An 18,446-nucleotide genomic window follows, 5' to 3' on the forward strand; every position below is an offset into this window, starting at 1 on the left:
ACTCAATACCGCATATTATATGCGATCTTCGCAGGGTGGTCAAGCTTCGATTCCTGAATCATGAAATGCTATGGCCGCAGCATCGAACCGTCCTGCACGTTGTTACGTACAAGAGTCTCGTGAGGCCAGCCATCTCCACCAAGCACAGCATGACAAGAACTACACAATACACATACATGCACCCTCGATTCGAAGATTTGCTGAATCGTCTTAATCACCTGAGATTCTGGCTCGCGCGTGTGAATGATAATATTTTGCGGGGATACATTGATGAGTGTACTCACAATCATATCCTCCATCTCCATGTCATAATCAATCATCTCCACAACCATGCCATTCATCACATGCTTCGGCTCAAGCGGCTGAAGCTCCTCATCTAGTAGCGTAAATTCATGACCGCCCTTGTGCATTAAGTGCGCAAGCGGGATCTTCGTCTCCTGAATGAACACGAAGTATTTCAATAGACCGATGAACTCTTGATACTGCCGTTCAAGTACATATTCATCAATCGCATAGTCAACCACTTCACGAAGCTCTGTTAAATAGTGCCGCAAGCGGAACTGAATGAACCCTTCAACATTAAGGGCTGTATGATCTTCTAAATATCGCCGCAGTGCACGTGTAAGCTTCCCTTTGCGTCTGCGTCTGGACTCACTAGAACCGGTTTCATCTCCACCGTTGAGCAGCTGCTGGCAGTATTCCTCAATTTTACGGCGTTCCTCTTCACTGTATTTCGAATCCTTTGCAATTAAGGAAGCAAGAAGCAGCCTTTCTTTTTGGGACAGAATAAATTCAGCAACTGCCTTGGCCGCTCTATTCCATACATCTTGTCCTTGTGTAGACAGTTGAAAACCTGGCAAGATGCCCCGGCATGTAATCCAAGCCGTCTGCCCTTCAGACCATTGCTGGAATTCCACGCCATTCGGCTGTTTATGTAAATCGCTCAGCTCCTGCTGCAGCAAATCAGTCAGCGTTACTGCGTCACATTCGGATCGCAGCGGCAACGAGATCGTGAACAACTCCATGAGCCCACTCCTTTCTGTTCCTTCTTAAGTATATGGGGTCATGAATGGAGATATACGAAGACGAATCTGGAAAACAGAGGACGCTCGCATTCCTTCTGGCATTATTGCCAAAAATAAAAAAACACCTGCTGGCTATCCACACGGAAAGTCCAGCAGGTGTACTGCTTCATTTTCAATTGACGCCTAATTCTGCATAACAAAATCTTTGGCAACCGTTGCATGTTCATCGTCGAACACACGCAAAATATTATATTTCGTATCACGCTGCGCAGGAATCTTGCCCGCTTCGCGGATAAGCTGCAGCGTGCTCCCGATGTTTACTTTATGTGTAGCACCAGCAGCCGATACGACATTCTCCTCAATCATCGTACTGCCGAAGTCATTGCAGCCGAAGCTGAGCGTCTTCTTGCCAATTTCCGGCCCCATCGTTACCCATGAAGCTTGGAAGTTCGGAATATTATCCAGGAACAAGCGGCTGATCGCGAGTGTCTTCAAATACTCTTCAGGCGATACGCGCTCTGCCTTCATGTTCGTGTTGTCCGGTTGGAATGTCCATGGAATGAACGCAAGGAAGCCCTTGGAAGGATGGCCGTTCTGCATGCATTCATCTTGTGCTGTACGAATGCGCTCCAAGTGAAGTGCACGCTCTTCCAGCAGCTCGCCGAAGCCGATAACCATCGTGCCCGTTGTATTCATGCCGACCTTATGGGCAGTTTGCATGACGTCCATCCAATCACGCCATGAACCCTTCAAGCGACTGATCTTCCGGCGAGTACGGTCGTCCAAAATTTCAGCGCCGCCGCCCGGCAGCGAGTCAAGACCCGCTTCATGAATTTGACGGATTACCTCTTCTAGAGATAGTCCATTCGAGACTTCCTTCATCTTCATAATCTCCGCAGGAGAGAAGGAGTGCATTGTAATACTTGGGAACCGTTTCTTAATTTCGCGAAGCAGGTTCGTATAATAGCTGAATGGAAGCTCTGGGTTTGTTCCGCCCTGCATCAGAATCTCAGTTCCGTCTACATCGATCGTTTCCTGAATCTTCTGGAAGATGACTTCATCAGGAAGCACGTAACCTTCCTTCGAACCCGGAGCACGGTAGAAGGCACAGAATCTGCAGTACGTATCACAAATATTTGTATAGTTGACATTGCGCCCAATTACAAATGTAGCAATCGGATCTGGATGCCATTTCTTCATAATTTGGTCGGCAGCTGCCCCCATTTTCTCGATCTGATCAGATTCGAACAAGGTCACGCAATCGTCTGTATTCAATCGTTCACCACGAAGCGCTTTGTCCAAAATGCGGTCTATCGGTGACATCGTCACAGTCACTTCCCCTCTCATATGTTGCCTTACACTCTCGTATATAAAGCGAAGTAGACCCCGCTCACGGCGGGGTTAAATTGTACGGATTATTGCACATGCTGCTTCATCATCTAGTTGTGCATTGTATCGCTCAAGAAGCAGCTTCACTAAATAATCGTAACATACATCGCCCATAAAAAACAGCACCCTTCCATGAGAAGGGTGCTGGATAGAATCGGTTATTTGGATAACGCCTGATCCAAATCCGCAATCAAATCCTCGACATGTTCAAGCCCAACAGAAAAGCGGAGCAATCCATCCGTAATTCCACGCTGCAGACGAACTTCATGCGGCATTGCTGCGTGAGACATCATGGCAGGATAAGACAAGATGCTCTCAACAGCGCCAAGGCTGACTGCCACAAGCGGGATTGTCACGTTGTTCAGCACTTGCTTCGCCCGTTCGCCAGAACCCACATCGAATGATACCACTGCGCCGTATCCCAGTGATTGCTTCTCATGCACCTCACGGCCAGGATGATCGGCTAGACCAGGGTAATAGACGTCAGCAATGTCCGACCGTTCACTCAGCCACAGAGCAAGGCGACGGGCGCTCTGCTCACTCTGATTCATCCGAGCTTCCAATGTTTTCATGCCTCTCATCAGCAGCCAACTGTCCTGAACCCCAAGCACAGTGCCAAGGCCATTCTGCAATTGCTTCACACGGCGTCCAAGACTCTCGTTGGCTGTTACTGCCAGACCTGCGAGCACATCACTGTGTCCGCCCAAGAACTTGGTTGCACTATGTAAGACAATATCGACACCCAGCTCAATCGGACGCTGATGATAAGGAGTCATGAACGTATTATCCAGCATGGTGAGCAGCCCCTTTTCCTTGGCCCATGCTGTCACTTCTGCAATATCTGTAATTTTGAGCGTCGGGTTGGACGGTGTCTCCATATAGACAGCCTTCGTATTTGAACGAAGCGCAGCCTTCACCTGCTCAATGTCGGTCATATCCACTAAAGTAGACTCAATGTTCAACCGGTTTAAAATGGAGGTCAGGAGACGGTACGTTCCACCATACACATCTTCCGTTACGATAACATGATCTCCTGCCGATAACAGCAAGAATGTCGAAGAGATCGCTGCCATCCCGGATGCGAAGGCAAATCCATTCGTTCCACCCTCGAGCAGTGCAATATATTGCTCCAATGCCTCACGTGTCGGATTGCCAGAACGAGAGTAATCGTACTGAGGCGGATTGTAAATGTCCTCATGATGGAATGTCGTAGCTTGGTAAATCGGGACACTGGAAGCTCCCGTACCGGCATCGATCTCACCGCCAAAATGGATCAGCTTCGTCGCAAACCGGCGTGATTGCTTGCCTAACTGACCGTCTGATGCTTGATTCGAATTCTGCTCACTCATCTCCGTTATCCCTCCACTTCTACTCTAGCCGCTTCTATCGCTTGCTCCAAGTCAGCGATTAGGTCATCAACATGTTCAATTCCAACCGAGAATCTTAGCAAGCGATCGTCTACACCAATCTGATCCCGAATCTCCTGCGGAATATCAGCATGGGTCTGAACCGCCGGATAAGTCATCAGCGACTCTACCCCACCCAAGCTCTCCGCGAAGGCGATCAATTTCAAGTGGCGCAGGATCGGCTCTACATAAGCTGCATTCTTCAAGCGGAAGGAGAAGATGCCTGTGTTGCCCGACGATTGGCGCTGTTGAATCTCATATCCCGGATGCTGCTCGAATGCAGGATAATACACATTGTCGATGGCGGGATGCTCTAGCAGCCATTCGGCAATGCGGGTTGCGTTGTACTGATGCCGCTCCATACGAAGGGCAAGTGTCTTCATGCCTCGCATCAATTGATAGGAGTCCGATGGGCTCAGGACAGCCCCGATCGAATTATGCAGGAAGGCGATTTCTTCCGATAATTGCTCCCCTTTCGTTACGATCAGACCAGCAAGCACATCATTATGTCCGCCCAAGTACTTCGTTGCGCTGTGGACTACCATATCTGCCCCAAGTTCAATCGGGCGTTGGAAAAATGGCGTTAGCAGCGTATTATCAACGATAGTGAGAATTCCATGAACCTTCGCCCACGCCGCTACCTTCTCGATATCCGTAATCATCATCAAGGGGTTCGTAGGCGTCTCTATAAAGACAGCCTTCGTCTGCGGTGTTCTTACAGACTCAAGCGCATCAAAATCATTCGTATCTACATAAGAGGCCGTCACGCCGAAACGAGACATAATTCGTTCCAGCAGACGATAAGTGCCACCGTACAAATCGAGGGAAACAATCAGATGATCGCCTGAACTGAACATCGCGAACAATGTCTGTAATGCAGCCATCCCAGAACTACAGGCAAATCCGGCATCCCCACATTCCAAAGCAGCCGCCGCTTCCTCTAGAACAGTACGAGTCGGGCTCTTCGTCCGAATATAATCAAACCCCGTGCTCTGTCCAAGCTTCGGATGCCTGAATGCAGTTGCTTGGTAAATCGGATAATTAATAGCTCCCGTTTTTGGTTCATGAACCGATCCAATTTGAGCTAATCGACTTTCGATGCGGTAGTTCTCTTCGTTGCGTTCGATCATAGTTGATGAGCCCCTTCCTTGCGCGGTACGGCTTTGCCCAATTCGTAAGGTGTTTCTTGATATACGTAGTAGTTCAGCCAATTTGAGAAGAGGAGGCTGGCATGCGCACGCCAAGTGGAGTAAGGCTTGCGGGAAGGATCGTTATTCGGGAAATAATTTATCGGAATGTCCATCTCCATCCCCTTTGCAATATCGCGGTCATACTCCCACTTCAGTGTACAGGGATCGTATTCCGAATGACCGGTCACGAAAATTTGCTTCCCATCATGTGTCGCTACCAAATACACTCCTGCTTCTTCCGACTCCGCTAATATTTCTAACTCGGCAATCTTCGCGACATCTTCTCTCCGAAATTCCGTATGACGGGATTGCGGTACAAGAAACATCTCGTCGAAGCCGCGTGTCAGATTCACATTTTCCTTAGTTAGTACATGCTCGTATACACCGAAAATTTTCTGATCCAGTGCATATTTCGCAATTCCATAGTGATGATAGAGGCCCGCTTGTGATGCCCAGCAAATATGGAACGTGGAAGTTACATTCTCCTTAGACCATTCCATAATGCGGCACAACTCATCCCAATAGTCTACATCTTCAAACTTCATCTGTTCGACAGGAGCACCCGTAATGATCATGCCATCAAACTGCTCTCCTTCAATATCTTCAAATGTTTTGTAGAACGAAGATAAGTGCTGTGCGGACGTATTTTTTGATGTATGGCTTGCTGGATGAAGGAGCGTCACCTCAACTTGCAGCGGCGTGTTGCCCACTAAGCGCAGGAGTTGGGTTTCCGTAGTCTCTTTCGTCGGCATCAAGTTGAGAATGATGATTCGCAGCGGACGAATATCTTGATGATAGGCTCTCGTTTCGTCCATGACGAAGATATTCTCCTGGGTCAAAATTTCTTTGGCCGGCAAATGATCCGGAATTTTAATCGGCATTGACGCTCTCCCCCTCGAAAATGGTAATTGGATGGTGTCGGCACATGAAATCACATTGGCCACAACCGCAAACAGGCCTGACTTGAAACGGCACAAATGACTAGAGACATACAAAAAAGACCTTCCTCGACTACGAGAAAGGTCATGTTATACATGCTCATGAGCCTCTCTCATCTGTCAGTAACGACTTTCATCGTCCCTGCAAGAATTAGCACCGTGCGTCGCGCTTCATACTGCGCATCGCCGGTTGCCGGGCTTCATCGGGCTTGTCCCTCCACCTACTCTTGATAAGATTGCTTATATGAATATTCATTTGATTTGGCCTTGGTAATAATGTACGGCAAAGAGAAGCTGTTCGTCAAGAGGTGAACACAACAAAAAATCACGATTTCACCCCCTTCGCATACGATACATTATTGACGAATTCCGGCAATGGATTTTGTCTTGAAAGGTTGAAGTACGAGCGTTATACTTAACAAGGTGCGTCGAAGCCTTACTTAATTATTAGAATCGAAGGCAACAATCGTTCCTTCCTGGACGCATGATGTATAAAGTCACGTACAATTATTCAAGCTGAGGTGAGTTCGGATGGATGGCGACCCGAGGTCGTTCCGTAGTACGTACGTACAACCGAATAATACGATTCGACAGGCAGCGGCAAGTTCGCAGTCCAATGTCGGGATTCGTGCCTCTGCAGAGAACCTAGTTCACTAATTGTGCCTAGGCTTATATCACGTGCGCGAACGACGGACTGCGCATGCCCAGCCTTGTTTCGAGTCGTCTGGTAACATTTAGACGATGCGCATGTCGCAATGGCGACAGCGTCAAGGAGTGAGTGCAATGAAAATCCGTCTGGTCAACGAGGGCGTCTTCACGACTGAGGAAGATATCAATGTCACATTAACACCGCCAGAGAATGGCTTCTACTGGATCGATGCTGACATTGAGGATTTGGTCGTTCTGCAGCCATTATTCAGCATGCATGATTTGGCAGTTGAGGACTGTATGAGTGAAGAAGAGCAGCGTCCCAAAATCGAAATTTATGAAGGTCATTATTTTATCGTGTTCAACAGCATTCGCTTTGACGATGAAGAGATCTTTTTACGCTCATTGAACATTTTCCTCGGCAAGCACTTCATTATTACCGTAACGAAGCAGAAGATTAACGAGCTGCGTATGGTGAAGCCTGTATTGTGGGAGCAGCAAGCGAGTACGCCTGACCTTATGCTCTACCTGCTCATTGACTTGGTTGTCGACAACTACTTCACAGTAGGAGATCGAATTGAAGCGAAAATCGACAAGCTTGAGGAAGAGCTCATTATGAGCACGAAGAAAGAACATCTCAATGAAATCATCAGCTTGCGAAGTGAGATTCTGTGGCTCAAGAAGGGTCTTGGCCCTCAAAAAGAGGTACTGCTTGTCCTCTATCGTAAGGAATTGCGGCTGATCGGCGATGACCTGCAGAAGTACTTCCAGGATATTTACGAGAATGCCGTCAAAGTATCGGAGACATTCGAAACGTTCCGCGACCTTATGGGCAACTTACGTGAATCTTATCAGCTTAGCATCGCGAATCGCGCAAACGATATTATGAGAGTGTTCACAGCCATTACAACTATATTCATGCCGCTAACCTTAATAACAGGGATCTACGGCATGAACTTCGGATATATTCCAATTATGGACTGGGAGTACGGCTCCTTGTATATGATCGGATTCATGCTTGCGCTTGGTATCTTTATGTTCTACTTATTCCGCAAGAAAGATTGGATTTAATAATCAGCGGGGGTGTTCTAAAGTCATTTGATAATGACCTTGGACACCCCCGCTTTGTTTTCTTTGCATTACCATTTCCCGATTATCCCCATTTGCTCACCTTGTTCGCCGATGACGAAAAACGAAGCCAACCACTGCGAATTGTTTTTCGCTGCTTTCCAAACAAAATAGCAAGACGCCCCTAAACTAGCCTAAACAGCAGAATAAATTCATTAACGAGCTCGGGCATACGTCCTTCGAATATGGCATCCGTCAGCTAGCCGCCTGTGCAACGCTGCTGCTTCTCGCTCTGCTTCGATGCAGAAGCCGCAGCAATCGAATCCGCTCATAGTTCGCTTGTACCTCGGCATAAGATTCGTCCAATGCCGATTCTCCAAATGCCTTCACATAGATTGGCTTCAAGTATTCATCGCCCAGTTCATCGAATGCCAGCTCTATCGTTGCCCGCTGCTCTTCCGGCATAGATTGAAGCTCCGATTCAACCAGCATGCACACATTATAGCCTTCACGTTCTACCGTCTCAATGCGCATAATGAGTTCACGCCGATCTACCTGAAGAAGCTCTATCAATTGCGCAATCGATAACTGCTGCTGCAAGCCTTCCAGCAATACACGGCGGTCTGTCAGCTTGGAGAGCTCTTGATTCTGCTTCGCTTCCCATTCGGAATAGACCCACTTCGCGAACTCCTCTTCGGATACAACGGAGGATATCCAATCCAGCGGGAAAGTCGATGTCCTCTCAAACCCCTTCGCAATTGCAATGATGTCCGCTCCATAGGATGCCAGCTTCGCTTCCCCGAATCCAGGAAGCTGCTTCAGCTCTTCCAAGGTGTGCGGAAGCAAGGCACTGACCATACGCAGCATACGATTCGTCGCAATCCAATAAGGGGCCCGGCGCAGCTTGCTCGCCGTCTCCCTACGCCACTTCGCAAGCTGTTCATATACCTCGGATCGGGCATATAAATCCGCATAGCAGGCAACCCATTCATTGCGTTCCTTCATTCTGCGCTCGTGTATATCGGCCTCCGGCACAAACCCAATAGTCAGACGGTACCCAGCGTGCAGCAAACGCGCCATGCCACGCCGCATAGCCGCCCGCATCTCGGCCCATACCGTCCCCTCGAACCATACTTCGGCAGGCTGTCCATCTGGTTCCCAGAGTAGGATCCACTTCCCCTCATCTACTCCAGCTGTAACTAATCCATATGCGGTTTCACGAGAAGAATCTACTCCCCTCTTCCGCTTACGAGAAGACACCATCTCCCCATCGTCCAGCACCATTCGCTCTAATCTGGCCATCCATACAATTTGCATCAACTACGCCCTCCCTATTCGATAGACTTGATAATGATACAACCTCTCCGATTGCTGCGACCTTCTATTCACTTCTTTCGGACAAAAAAGAAAGCACCTCATCACGGTACGTATATACGCATCGCAATGAGGTGCTTCCTCGTCCTAGTTATGAATTTATTACCATTATAACATGCTCATCTCCAGTGTCAATTCCTGTATTTCTATTTCTAAATGTTGGACGCTACTATATAATAATATCATCTTATTGGAGCAGCAGATAAGGGAGGCTAACAATGAGCAATCATGATCTTGATTTTCTATCGGACAGCACAGAGACGACAACAACACGCTTCGTCACCTTCGTAGGGCACAGCTATCGGCGCTTTGATTTGGCGATTACATCTACAGGCCGTTTTTACGGCAAGAAGCTCGTTACCGACTTGCAGAGCGGGCTGACCGCCATTCTCGGACAGGACGATCTCAAGGAAGAAGGTTATTTAGAATCCTTTTATCGCTTGTCGGAGGAAGAGGGAGAAGAGCTTCGCGGCTTCCTGTACATGGTCATAGGCGAGGCGCATTTCACCGATTAAGCTGATGACGCGGATGCACGAACCCAACCTTCATACAGCACTTATGATCAAAAAAGGGAGGAGCTTCTGCTCCTCCCCTTCAATTCTGCCGCCCATGTTCGTTACATTCCGACGTACGATATCATACTTTTCATTTCCAGACGCTCAAATATTGCACTGACGGACTCGCGCTCTGGCGCAAATACACAGACATCCATCTGGCATTCTACCGGCACATCGCAGTTGATGCGCGCAAGCTGTCGTGACAAATGGAGCATCTCAAGGTCGGACTCAATCTTCGTCCGTACACCCTTCGCAAGCTCCGGCAAATTCTCCAATATTCCCTCAATGCTCTGATATTGCTGGATCAGTTTATGTGCTGTTTTCTCACCTATCCCTTTCACGCCTGGATAGTTGTCCGCAGTATCTCCCATAAGCCCCTTCACATCAACCACCTGCTCTGGAGTCAGCTGACGCTCCTCCATGAGTGACAATGGCGAATAGACTGCATAATTGCCATGCCCCTTCTTCATAATGATCACAGTCGTCCGTTCATGAACAAGCTGCAGCATATCGTGGTCGCCTGTCAGGACAAAGACATGCATATCATCACGGAATAAGCGCGACAAGGTTCCGATACAGTCATCTGCCTCGAATCCTTCAGCCGATATATTAGGGATGCCGAATCCATCCATTACATCCCGAATGAGTTGAAATTGTGGTACCAGATCCTCTGGGCAATCGGGACGATTTGCTTTGTACGCTGTGAACTGTTCTGAGCGAAATGTCTTGCTCCCGAGATCCCAGCAGCATGCAATATGAGTCGGCTCGAACCGTTCTACCGCATCCCAGAAATATCTCATAAAGCCATACACCGCATTCGTTGGTGTTCCATCCTTCATTCGACGAATAGAACCGCCGTACGCAGTAGCGAAATAGGCGCGAAATAAGAGCGCCATTCCATCAACGAGCAGTAAGCGCTGCTCCTTATTATCATTCAATTGTACTTCCATCGGTATGGATTACCCCTTTCGCTTCAATGCCTATCGTCAAGTATATCATAATTCCTACAATCGCTAGATAACGGATTCTGCCAAGCAAGGAACCCATACTCATTCTTTCTATTTATGCTACAAATGAGACATTACATCATCAAAAGTCACGATCCCGACTAACCGACTGTCCTCCGTTACTACCGGAACAGCCAGAAGGCCATACTTCTTAATAATGTTCAAGACATCCGCTTGCGGTGCATCTAGTTCGATCGTAACGAGATGCGGGATTCATCATTTCATGCACAGAACGCTCGGGCGAAGAGATAAGGAAATCACGCAGCGACACAACGCCGAGCAGTGTATCCCGCTCATCGGTCACACACAAATAATAAATAGTCTCCACATTCGTCAAGCAACGGCGCATCCAATCAAGAACCTCAGCAATTGTATCTGTCGTACGGATTCGGATGATCTCCGTTGTCATAAGTGATCCAGCTGTACCTTCTGGGTAAGCGAGCAATTGCTTAATGTCCTCTCCTCTTCCCTCTCCATATGATCAAGATAGAAATCCGCCTCTTGATAAGACAGCAATCCAATAAAATCAGCTGCATCATCGGAAGGAAGTCCGTTCAGCATCTGAATCGCATACGGTCTGGCCAGCTCCAGCATACACTCCTTCTGCTTCCTCGGAGCCAGTTCACAGAAGATTGTGCCAAATTCGGCAGGGTTCAAGTACTCATAGATACGCATTCGGCATGTACGATCCATCTCCGTAAAAATTTCTGCCTGATCGGTGGGGTGCAGTTCCAGAAAATCAGTCCGAAACGTATCTTTTTTTGAGCCTTTCAATGCTTGCAGCATACAGTAGGTGTATTCTTCTCTGAATTGATAATGGTTTAATGTAATCACGGTCTTCCTCTCCTCTCATGCAGCCGACTTCAATCCATCTTCTTGAGCTCTACTTACAATTGCTCGATCTCTACGCTCACAACATGCTCAATCTTCTTGATGGAATAATAGATTTCCGTCAAGTATTGATTACTTGGCACAGATAGCACTAGGTCAATTCGCTGGCGATCCTTATCCAGATCCTTGAGTTTAAAGTGGCGGATATGGAACTCATCTGCATCCGTTCGATCCTTGCGCTGAATCTTCTTTATGAGATCCGTCATCCGGTGGTTCGATTCTACGACGATCTTCAACGCCACATCATGCCGGTTCAACTTGGCAGGGGCAATCATCTTAATTAAACCCGGAATGAGGTTGACAGCCGTAATCAGCAGCGCCGCACCGCAAGTTGCTTCTAAATAGAATCCAGCCCCAATCGCTACACCGAGAGCAGACGCCGACCAGATTAATGCTGCAGAAGTGAGACCGGAAATAACCTCATTGCTTCTTCGCAAGATAACACCCGCTCCAATAAAACCGACCCCGCTTATGATCTGAGCTGCCAAGCGCATTGGATCCATATTCGGATGGTTAGTGCCGCCGAACTTCCCGAATGCCTCAATTGACACAATCGTAACCAGGCAGCTGGCAATACATATGACCATACTCGGTCTCAAACCAAGCTGTTTTTGCTTAATTTGTCTGTCAAGCCCAATCAGCAAACCGAATAATAGCGCCAAACCGAGCTTCATCATCATTTCCAATGTCAAAAATATCATGTCGATCACCTTCTTACCCAAATTCAACTTACTCAAATTCAACATCTACTACAAAAAAAACATCTACACGCAAAAAAGCCCCCTCGCAAAGAGAGAGCTTGATTTCATCCAGCAAGTCGATTCCTCACACGTCAAATAAGCCTACTGATTCTTTTCGTGCATACAGGATGCAAGACGATTCAGGGCACAGCAAGACATGGGAGGGCCGCTTGTATAGGACACATCCTCTCTACGAGTGTACATCAGTTGTCGCAAATGACTCGGACTGCCTTCCACCATTACCCTCCCCTTTCATCGCTAGTTAAATACTTCCATGAGGAATCTTACTTGTTCGTTCACGTGATGTCAACCATCATCTTCCTCATCTTGCATGATCTATTAACACGGTTCCTGTTAACCTGAACAACATCGTACCAATGTGCTGCTTGTCATCAACAGTTGCAATTCCTTCTTAATGCTTGGAGGCCGTGCCCCACGCTTCTGCAAACATCTCTTCCTTGAAGCCGACTGTTGCTCGATACCCATCTGTAACAATAGGACGCTTGATCAGCTTGCCATTCGATGCCAGCAGATTCAACTGTTCCTGCTCGCTCATCGTTGGCAGCTTGTCCTTAAGCTGCATCGCCTTGTATACTTCGCCAGACGTATTGAAGAATTTCTTCAACTCCAATCCGCTTTGGGCAACTAGTGCGCGCAATTCCTCGCTGCTTGGCGGCTCCTCTACGATCGGGATCAGTGCAACATCATAGCCTTGTCCCTTGAGCCACTGCACTGCTTTACGGCAAGTGCCGCATTTGGCATATTGATATACAGTAACGTTCATATGTCATGTAACTCCTCTCATAACATCATTCATTATTGCTCCTCCAGCCAACAAGCCGGTCACGCAGTTCTACTAGTTCCTGAGGAAGCTCGGCCTTAAAGTGAAGCTTAACCCCACTCATCGGGTGTGTAAATCGCAGCTCAGAGGCATGAAGCGCATGCCGCGTTAATGGCTCCACTGCAGCCTGAAGCAGCGGAGTATTCACCAGATCAGGATCAGCATAGAACTTATCGCCCAGCAGCGGACTTCCGATATGCTTCATATGCACCCGGATTTGATGAGTACGTCCTGTCTCCAGTCGGCAGCTTACTCTTGCAGCTTGTCCATGGTAGGACTCCAGCACACGATAATGCGTGATAGAATCGTATCCATCCGGTGTCACGACACGAAGATGAGGCTGCTCCTTGTCTCTATCGATTGGAGCATGTACCGTCCCTTCTTCCTCACGAGGAATCCCAAATACAAATGCCTCATACTGCTTCCACACCTCATTCTTCTGCATCTGATCCGATAATTGATGATGAGCGTGGCCGTGCTTCGCAACAATAAGCAGCCCAGAGGTCTCTTGGTCGAGCCGATTCGCTGGTCGAAATCGGGTTCGCTCGCCACGCATCCGCCAATGATGGACAACTCCATTAGCCAATGTCCCATTCGGATATCCCTTGGTTGGATGAACCACTATGCCTGCCTGCTTATTGAGCACGAGAATATCCTCATCCTCGTACACAATCTGAATCGGGATTGGCTCTGGTTCGATTGTATCCACATGATCCTCTGCAATCTCCACCCGAATCAGATCACCCGCACGAAGCTTGTCGCGCACCGTAAGAATTCTTCCATTGTATTCTGTACCTCCATTCACCGTTATCGCTTGTTCCAACGTCTTCAGCCGCTTCAATAAACGCCTCGACAAATTCAATCTGGAACGGAGAACGGTTCGGAGTTGAATCCCTTCTTCACTCTCAGGCACTACATAGGACAGCTCAGCCGCAATCTCCCCAGACAAGCCGTCCGCTTCTTGCTTCCCTTCTTCTTCAATCATGCTGCTCCTTCTTCCTGAACACGTCAGCACTTCTCACATATTCCTGATCCTGAACGCCAACAAGACCATTTGCCCGGCGCGCCACTGCAAAGAAATAGTCTGACAATCGATTCACATATTTCATTACTTCGACATGTACGGTCTCCTGATGCGAGAGCGTAACGAGCTGACGCTCCGCTCTTCGACACACAGTTCGACATATATGCAGGGCTGCTGCCGCCTCGGATCCTCCTGGCAAAATGAACTTTGTGATCGGCTCATTCGCTGTCTCATGCTCGTCCATCCATTTCTCAAGCTGCTCCACCTGTTCTGGACGAATTTTATAAATGAATTTCCCCTGCTTCTGCTCCGCATAAGCGGTATCGGCTCCGCAATCGAACAATTCATGCTGAATCACGGATAACTGCTCCCGAAGTGCTTTCATTTCATCTCCATGGCAGCAAGTAATCGCCCAGCCGACGAATGAATTCAGCTCATCAAGCTCCCCATAAGCTGCTACCCGCAAATGATCCTTCGGTACCCGACCACCTATCAACGATGTCGTTCCTTCATCACCTGTACGCGTATATAACTTCATTTGCTATGCCTCCTCATTACCGTTCTATCCTGGGCTTAATGTCCTCTCCACGTGCACATTGCTAGTTTACTTTCGTTTCCGCTTCGCGCTAATGTCCTCTGGAATTCCTGAAGTCATCCGGAACCATTGTGTACTCCGCTTTACAAGCTCGCGATTCAGAGCGGCGTGCTGCACAATATACTCAACTTCAAGCGGATTCGTGAAAGGTGTGTAGCCTGGAGGCTCGTTCGTAATAATGAACAGCTTGCCTTGAAAGATGAACAATGCCTCTTGCAACTCCATCCGCGCAGCTGTCAAGCGCCCAGCGTATTCAGCAAGATCCTGCTTATTGTCCATTTCCTCCATAATTCGTTCGTGTGCGCCATGCAAATACGAGGTAACGCTATCAATGACAAGTACACGCCGGTCGGCCCGGTACATATTGGATTGCTCATTGATTCGATGCAGAACTTCTGGCAAAGCACATTCCGTATCAATCGTCTGCCATGTGAAATGGGGTGGCGCAGGCAATTCAACCGGAAGCGGCGTAAGACGGGTAGTCATGTAGAACCCTTCACGCCCGAACGTTGCAGCATAATGCATTGCAAATGATGTTTTCCCGCTCCCGGTGCTTCCTGTTACACCAATGATCACGAGCGCTCCCCCCTTTCACTTATGATGTCTTACCGTGATGTCCAATGATTGCTTATCTATCTGTACGATCTGTCTAAATCAAGCCATATTACTTCTCTTCAGCAAGAGCCTTGAGTATCTCAACGGATCTGGCTTCATCAGGTGTGCGCGAAGGAATCGTAACAGACAGCCCCTTTTCCTGAATGCCATGTTTCTTCAAGACAGGCAGCTTCTCTGCAGACAACGAGAATAAGAAAGTTCCTTTATGCTCTTCCTTGCCTTCATATACAGCACCGTCATACACGCCTTCGCTATATTTTTTGGCATCAAAATACTTATCAAGAGCTACGTGTCCACCCTGAGGAGCCATTCTCTTCGCGTCCTCCTCTGGAATGACCATTACACTATTCTCTCCAGCCGCATATTCCACAAACAACTTCTCGATGCTGTACAACGGTGAAGCGACGACTTGGACTGTGAATTTATTCTCAAACGTCTTATTCAGATCATCCTGCAGTGCACTTGTCATTTCGGGAGGTAATGACGATGATGTCATAATGAATACCGTAGCATCGGCTTTAGGCCCTCCACAACCACTTACAAGCACAAGCAATACCACTAGAACACCGATCCATCTCCAATTGCGCATGATAGCCTGTCCCCTCTCCACGTTGCCCCATATAAATGTATTGTCCGTTTAATAAATCCCAACCTTCACTATATCATAAACAACATAGGCAAAAAAAGAAGACTCCTCATAGGAGTCTTCCTCACGCACCATCTATTTCATCGATTGTGACTTCATATATTCATTAATCTTCAAGTCCAACATGCTGCTAATCTCGATTACTGTCTCTGCAGTAAAGGACTGCTCCTCTTGGAACATCTGCTCCATTTGCTTGCGAAGGACAAGGATTTCATACTCAAGCGCCAATAGCTTGGACGAAATGTTTCTTGTTCTGCCCGACCATCTTACATGAGATCTATCTTCTCTCACTGAACTATGCGGATACGACGTCAAGGTATAGTTCGAACAAAACAATCGACCTTTCCTCCCTTCATGGCGATTCTAGAATATCCTAGGTTTCTCCAGATGTTCCATAACATGGGACAGTTCTGCGAGACATGTTATATTATACCAGAGGGAAAGAAAGAAAACTAGTTCATTTTCGTTGATTATGAATAATTATCACATTTCTTGCTTCATCTTGTCGAGGAAACGCCCCATTCGATCAAGAGCTTCATTCAATTGCGCAACGGATGTCGCATAAGAGCAGCGAATATGGCCTTCTCCTCCCAGACCGAACACATCACCCGGAACAGCCGCAACCTTTGCTTCGAACAACAACCGATGGGCAAATTGCTCTGAAGTAAGTCCAGTTGACTTAATGGATGGGAATGCATAAAAAGCTCCTTGCGGCTCATGGCATTCCAGACCAATTTCGCGGAATCCGTTCACAACAAGACGTCTGCGCTGATTGTACGACTCCATCATATGATCCTTCTCGCCCATCCCATTGCGCAATGCTTCAAGGGCGGCAATCTGTCCCATTATCGGTGCACACATGACCGTATATTGATGAATCTTCATCATCGCGGCAATGATCTCCGGATGACCGCATGCATACCCCATCCGCCAGCCAGTCATGGCAAATGCCTTGGAGAATCCGCTGACAAGCACCGTTCTGTCCTTCATGCCTGGAATGGATGCGAAGCTGACATGCTTCTGATCATATGTCAATTCAGCATAAATCTCGTCTGAAATGACGATCAAATCGTGTTCTTCAACAATCTTCGCGATCGGGAGCCAATCCTCATAGGTCATAATACCGCCTGTTGGATTACTCGGATAGCATAAAATCAGTACCTTGGATTTCGGTGTAAGCTTAGCCTTCAACGCCTCCGCAGTCAGCTTGAACTGATTAGCAGCATCCGTCTCAACTCCTACCGCTACCCCACCACCAATCGACACGATCGGCGAATATGAGATATAACACGGTTCCGGAATAAGGATTTCATCGCCTGGGGCAACCAGCGTCCGCAGTGCCAGATCAATGGCTTCCGATCCGCCAACGGTAACAAGCACTTCATCTGACGGTTCATATTTTACTTGGAATGAATTGTTCAAATATTCTGCAATCGCTTCGCGCAGTTCCAGCATCCCTGCATTGGAAGTGTACTTCGTACGACCACGCTCTAACGAATATACACACGCTTCACGAACATGCCAAGGCGTGCAGAAATCCGGTTCCCCGACACCGAGTGTGATGATGTCCTTGCTGGCGTTAGCCAAGTCGAAAAACTTACGAATACCGGATGGCGCAATGTCACGTACCAATGGGTTAATATAGTCGCTCATGGAGCGTACGCCAGCTTGCTTCTCTTCTTCCTTAATCATAGCACTTCACCTTTCACGGGGTAATTACGAGACGATGATCATCCTCGCGCTCTTCATAAATAATGCCGTCCTGCTTATACTTCTTCAGGATGAAGTGTGTCTTCGTCGACAATACCGATTCAATCGGAGACAGCTTGTCGGATACGAAGGAAGCTACTTCACGCAAGTTCTTTCCTTCTACCTCAACTAGCAAATCATAGGCGCCAGACATCAAGTATACGGACTTCACCTGTGGGAATAAGTATATTCGCTCTGCAATACCCTCAAAGCCACGACCACGCTCTGGAGTTATTTGCACTTCAATAAGGGCGGTTACAGTCTCATCATCAACTTTGCTCCAATTCACTACCGTTGCATATTTAACAATGACGTGCTCTTCTTCCATCTCGGCAATCGCGGTGCGAACTTTCTCTTCGTCAACACCAAGCATCGTGGCGATGAGCGCCGGGGAACGACGCGCGTCCTCTTTTAACAATTTAAGTATGCTAATATTAAAATCGCTCAAATCCTTCATATTCGATCCTCCCTCGACCTGCAGTGGCAAGCCGACTTAGTGTAAATATGCTACATATGATACACCTTTTCATATGAGCACGCCAATATCAACAGGCTTTACTGCGCATTTCATAATTTCCTAGTGCATTTCCTACTGCTATGATACCTGTTGCCGTAATGGAATTGAAGGTCCACGACCATGCGAAATTGCAGCTTTGCTGGTTGGTAGGTCATCTCCGTACTACAGCCGCAAGTAAAAAGGGGCTGTCCCATAAGTAGGTTTTTACTACTTGTGAGACGACTCT

At 47.8% G+C, this 18,446-nt stretch carries 22 protein-coding genes and 1 riboswitch; of the genes, 2 read left to right on the plus strand and 20 right to left on the minus strand.

From position 1 onward, the window contains the following. Nucleotides 1-68: 68 nt before the first annotated feature. The 6 genes from ytxC to PBN151_RS31535 all read right to left on the minus strand — a co-directional run bounded on the left by ytxC (nucleotide 69) and on the right by PBN151_RS31535 (nucleotide 6,732). Entirely contained in the window at nucleotides 69-1,025 is a 957-nt protein-coding gene (gene ytxC, locus PBN151_RS25595; protein WP_083545331.1) for a putative sporulation protein YtxC, read from the minus strand. A gap of 183 nt (nucleotides 1,026-1,208) precedes the next feature. After that, nucleotides 1,209-2,348 carry a cyclic dehypoxanthinyl futalosine synthase gene (mqnC, locus tag PBN151_RS25600; RefSeq protein ID WP_028531863.1) on the minus strand — a complete coding sequence of 380 codons (1,140 nt, stop codon included), beginning with the start codon at nucleotides 2,346-2,348 and terminating at the stop codon, nucleotides 1,209-1,211. Nucleotides 2,349-2,572: 224 nt separating this feature from the next. Further along, nucleotides 2,573-3,763 carry a trans-sulfuration enzyme family protein gene (locus PBN151_RS25605; protein WP_072731407.1) on the minus strand — a complete coding sequence of 397 codons (1,191 nt, stop codon included), beginning with the start codon at nucleotides 3,761-3,763 and terminating at the stop codon, nucleotides 2,573-2,575. Nucleotides 3,764-3,768: 5 nt separating this feature from the next. Beyond that, a complete protein-coding gene (locus PBN151_RS25610) occupies nucleotides 3,769-4,950 on the minus strand; it encodes an aminotransferase class I/II-fold pyridoxal phosphate-dependent enzyme (RefSeq protein ID WP_072731409.1) in 1,182 nt (393 codons plus the stop codon). Next, nucleotides 4,947-5,891, minus strand: coding sequence for a homoserine O-acetyltransferase MetA (gene metA, locus PBN151_RS25615; protein ID WP_021254588.1), 945 nt, complete (start codon nucleotides 5,889-5,891; stop codon nucleotides 4,947-4,949). The genes PBN151_RS25610 and metA overlap by 4 nt, the downstream gene beginning before the upstream one ends. Before the next feature lie 167 nt (nucleotides 5,892-6,058). Then, nucleotides 6,059-6,185: riboswitch (SAM riboswitch) on the minus strand. Between the two features lie 274 nt (nucleotides 6,186-6,459). Next, nucleotides 6,460-6,732, minus strand: coding sequence for a hypothetical protein (locus PBN151_RS31535; protein ID WP_175560799.1), 273 nt, complete (start codon nucleotides 6,730-6,732; stop codon nucleotides 6,460-6,462). Between PBN151_RS31535 and corA the strand changes: the two genes are divergently transcribed. Beyond that, nucleotides 6,732-7,667, plus strand: a complete 936-nt coding sequence (gene corA, locus PBN151_RS25620; protein WP_072731410.1) for a magnesium/cobalt transporter CorA — start codon at nucleotides 6,732-6,734, stop codon at nucleotides 7,665-7,667. The two genes, PBN151_RS31535 and corA, sit on opposite strands and share 1 nt — an antisense overlap. A 252-nt stretch (nucleotides 7,668-7,919) precedes the next feature. Here corA and PBN151_RS25625 read toward each other — a convergent pair whose 3' ends face one another. Next, the gene (locus PBN151_RS25625; protein WP_072731412.1) at nucleotides 7,920-8,981 is read right to left on the minus strand and encodes an HRDC domain-containing protein; all 1,062 of its coding nucleotides are present in this window, start codon (nucleotides 8,979-8,981) and stop codon (nucleotides 7,920-7,922) included. 275 nt (nucleotides 8,982-9,256) lie between these two features. Between PBN151_RS25625 and PBN151_RS25630 the strand changes: the two genes are divergently transcribed. Further along, nucleotides 9,257-9,553 (plus strand): DUF3055 domain-containing protein, encoded by a 297-nt coding sequence (locus PBN151_RS25630; RefSeq protein WP_021254585.1) that lies wholly within the window; start codon nucleotides 9,257-9,259, stop codon nucleotides 9,551-9,553. A 101-nt stretch (nucleotides 9,554-9,654) separates the two neighbouring features. On the opposite strand, the gene PBN151_RS25635 is transcribed toward PBN151_RS25630, so the two are convergent. The 13 genes from PBN151_RS25635 to PBN151_RS25695 all read right to left on the minus strand — a co-directional run bounded on the left by PBN151_RS25635 (nucleotide 9,655) and on the right by PBN151_RS25695 (nucleotide 18,160). Continuing rightward, the gene (locus PBN151_RS25635) at nucleotides 9,655-10,545 is read right to left on the minus strand and encodes a 5'-3' exonuclease (protein ID WP_028531861.1); all 891 of its coding nucleotides are present in this window, start codon (nucleotides 10,543-10,545) and stop codon (nucleotides 9,655-9,657) included. Nucleotides 10,546-10,662: 117 nt separating this feature from the next. After that, on the minus strand, nucleotides 10,663-10,767 hold the full coding sequence (locus tag PBN151_RS32585) for a CBS domain-containing protein (RefSeq protein WP_175560800.1): 105 nt from the start codon (nucleotides 10,765-10,767) through the stop codon (nucleotides 10,663-10,665). Further along, the gene (locus PBN151_RS25645) at nucleotides 10,754-11,011 is read right to left on the minus strand and encodes a CBS domain-containing protein (RefSeq protein WP_072731416.1); all 258 of its coding nucleotides are present in this window, start codon (nucleotides 11,009-11,011) and stop codon (nucleotides 10,754-10,756) included. The genes PBN151_RS32585 and PBN151_RS25645 overlap by 14 nt, the downstream gene beginning before the upstream one ends. Continuing rightward, the gene (locus PBN151_RS25650) at nucleotides 11,008-11,436 is read right to left on the minus strand and encodes a magnesium transporter MgtE N-terminal domain-containing protein (RefSeq protein ID WP_072731418.1); all 429 of its coding nucleotides are present in this window, start codon (nucleotides 11,434-11,436) and stop codon (nucleotides 11,008-11,010) included. Before PBN151_RS25650 ends, PBN151_RS25645 begins: the two co-directional genes overlap by 4 nt. A 53-nt stretch (nucleotides 11,437-11,489) precedes the next feature. Further along, nucleotides 11,490-12,194 (minus strand): MgtC/SapB family protein, encoded by a 705-nt coding sequence (locus PBN151_RS25655; protein ID WP_021254582.1) that lies wholly within the window; start codon nucleotides 12,192-12,194, stop codon nucleotides 11,490-11,492. 451 nt (nucleotides 12,195-12,645) lie between these two features. Next, nucleotides 12,646-13,017, minus strand: a complete 372-nt coding sequence (locus tag PBN151_RS25660) for an arsenate reductase family protein (RefSeq protein ID WP_021254581.1) — start codon at nucleotides 13,015-13,017, stop codon at nucleotides 12,646-12,648. 25 nt (nucleotides 13,018-13,042) lie between these two features. Beyond that, nucleotides 13,043-14,059, minus strand: a complete 1,017-nt coding sequence (locus PBN151_RS25665) for an RluA family pseudouridine synthase (protein ID WP_072731420.1) — start codon at nucleotides 14,057-14,059, stop codon at nucleotides 13,043-13,045. Next, nucleotides 14,052-14,636 carry a cob(I)yrinic acid a,c-diamide adenosyltransferase gene (locus PBN151_RS25670; protein ID WP_072731422.1) on the minus strand — a complete coding sequence of 195 codons (585 nt, stop codon included), beginning with the start codon at nucleotides 14,634-14,636 and terminating at the stop codon, nucleotides 14,052-14,054. The genes PBN151_RS25665 and PBN151_RS25670 overlap by 8 nt, the downstream gene beginning before the upstream one ends. A 66-nt stretch (nucleotides 14,637-14,702) precedes the next feature. Further along, a complete protein-coding gene (locus PBN151_RS25675) occupies nucleotides 14,703-15,269 on the minus strand; it encodes an adenosylcobinamide-phosphate guanylyltransferase (RefSeq protein WP_072731424.1) in 567 nt (188 codons plus the stop codon). Between the two features lie 88 nt (nucleotides 15,270-15,357). Next, nucleotides 15,358-15,897, minus strand: coding sequence for a hypothetical protein (locus tag PBN151_RS25680; RefSeq protein ID WP_072731425.1), 540 nt, complete (start codon nucleotides 15,895-15,897; stop codon nucleotides 15,358-15,360). Between the two features lie 132 nt (nucleotides 15,898-16,029). Continuing rightward, nucleotides 16,030-16,182: an aspartyl-phosphate phosphatase Spo0E family protein gene (locus tag PBN151_RS32110; protein WP_227775078.1), complete on the minus strand. Its 153-nt coding sequence runs from the start codon at nucleotides 16,180-16,182 to the stop codon at nucleotides 16,030-16,032. Between the two features lie 255 nt (nucleotides 16,183-16,437). Then, a complete protein-coding gene (locus tag PBN151_RS25690) occupies nucleotides 16,438-17,646 on the minus strand; it encodes an aminotransferase class I/II-fold pyridoxal phosphate-dependent enzyme (protein WP_072731426.1) in 1,209 nt (402 codons plus the stop codon). Nucleotides 17,647-17,659: 13 nt separating this feature from the next. After that, nucleotides 17,660-18,160, minus strand: coding sequence for an Lrp/AsnC family transcriptional regulator (locus tag PBN151_RS25695; RefSeq protein ID WP_021254574.1), 501 nt, complete (start codon nucleotides 18,158-18,160; stop codon nucleotides 17,660-17,662). Between the last annotated feature and the right edge of the window lie 286 nt (nucleotides 18,161-18,446).

This window comes from Paenibacillus sp. NAIST15-1 (assembly GCF_001894745.1).
GTDB lineage: Bacteria > Bacillota > Bacilli > Paenibacillales > Paenibacillaceae > Paenibacillus_B > Paenibacillus_B suaedae.

Coding starts and splice junctions, on each gene's coding strand:
- ytxC (WP_083545331.1), bottom strand. CDS start 1,025: ATGGAGTTGTTCACGATCTCGTTGCCGCTGCGATCCGAATGTGACGCA.
- mqnC (WP_028531863.1), bottom strand. CDS start 2,348: ATGTCACCGATAGACCGCATTTTGGACAAAGCGCTTCGTGGTGAACGA.
- PBN151_RS25605 (WP_072731407.1), bottom strand. CDS start 3,763: ATGAGTGAGCAGAATTCGAATCAAGCATCAGACGGTCAGTTAGGCAAG.
- PBN151_RS25610 (WP_072731409.1), bottom strand. CDS start 4,950: ATGATCGAACGCAACGAAGAGAACTACCGCATCGAAAGTCGATTAGCT.
- metA (WP_021254588.1), bottom strand. CDS start 5,891: ATGCCGATTAAAATTCCGGATCATTTGCCGGCCAAAGAAATTTTGACC.
- corA (WP_072731410.1), top strand. CDS start 6,732: ATGAAAATCCGTCTGGTCAACGAGGGCGTCTTCACGACTGAGGAAGAT.
- PBN151_RS25625 (WP_072731412.1), bottom strand. CDS start 8,981: ATGCAAATTGTATGGATGGCCAGATTAGAGCGAATGGTGCTGGACGAT.
- PBN151_RS25630 (WP_021254585.1), top strand. CDS start 9,257: ATGAGCAATCATGATCTTGATTTTCTATCGGACAGCACAGAGACGACA.
- PBN151_RS25635 (WP_028531861.1), bottom strand. CDS start 10,545: ATGGAAGTACAATTGAATGATAATAAGGAGCAGCGCTTACTGCTCGTT.
- PBN151_RS25645 (WP_072731416.1), bottom strand. CDS start 11,011: ATGACAACGGAGATCATCCGAATCCGTACGACAGATACAATTGCTGAG.
- PBN151_RS25655 (WP_021254582.1), bottom strand. CDS start 12,194: ATGATATTTTTGACATTGGAAATGATGATGAAGCTCGGTTTGGCGCTA.
- PBN151_RS25660 (WP_021254581.1), bottom strand. CDS start 13,017: ATGAACGTTACTGTATATCAATATGCCAAATGCGGCACTTGCCGTAAA.
- PBN151_RS25665 (WP_072731420.1), bottom strand. CDS start 14,059: ATGATTGAAGAAGAAGGGAAGCAAGAAGCGGACGGCTTGTCTGGGGAG.
- PBN151_RS25670 (WP_072731422.1), bottom strand. CDS start 14,636: ATGAAGTTATATACGCGTACAGGTGATGAAGGAACGACATCGTTGATA.
- PBN151_RS25680 (WP_072731425.1), bottom strand. CDS start 15,897: ATGCGCAATTGGAGATGGATCGGTGTTCTAGTGGTATTGCTTGTGCTT.
- PBN151_RS25690 (WP_072731426.1), bottom strand. CDS start 17,646: ATGATTAAGGAAGAAGAGAAGCAAGCTGGCGTACGCTCCATGAGCGAC.
- PBN151_RS25695 (WP_021254574.1), bottom strand. CDS start 18,160: ATGAAGGATTTGAGCGATTTTAATATTAGCATACTTAAATTGTTAAAA.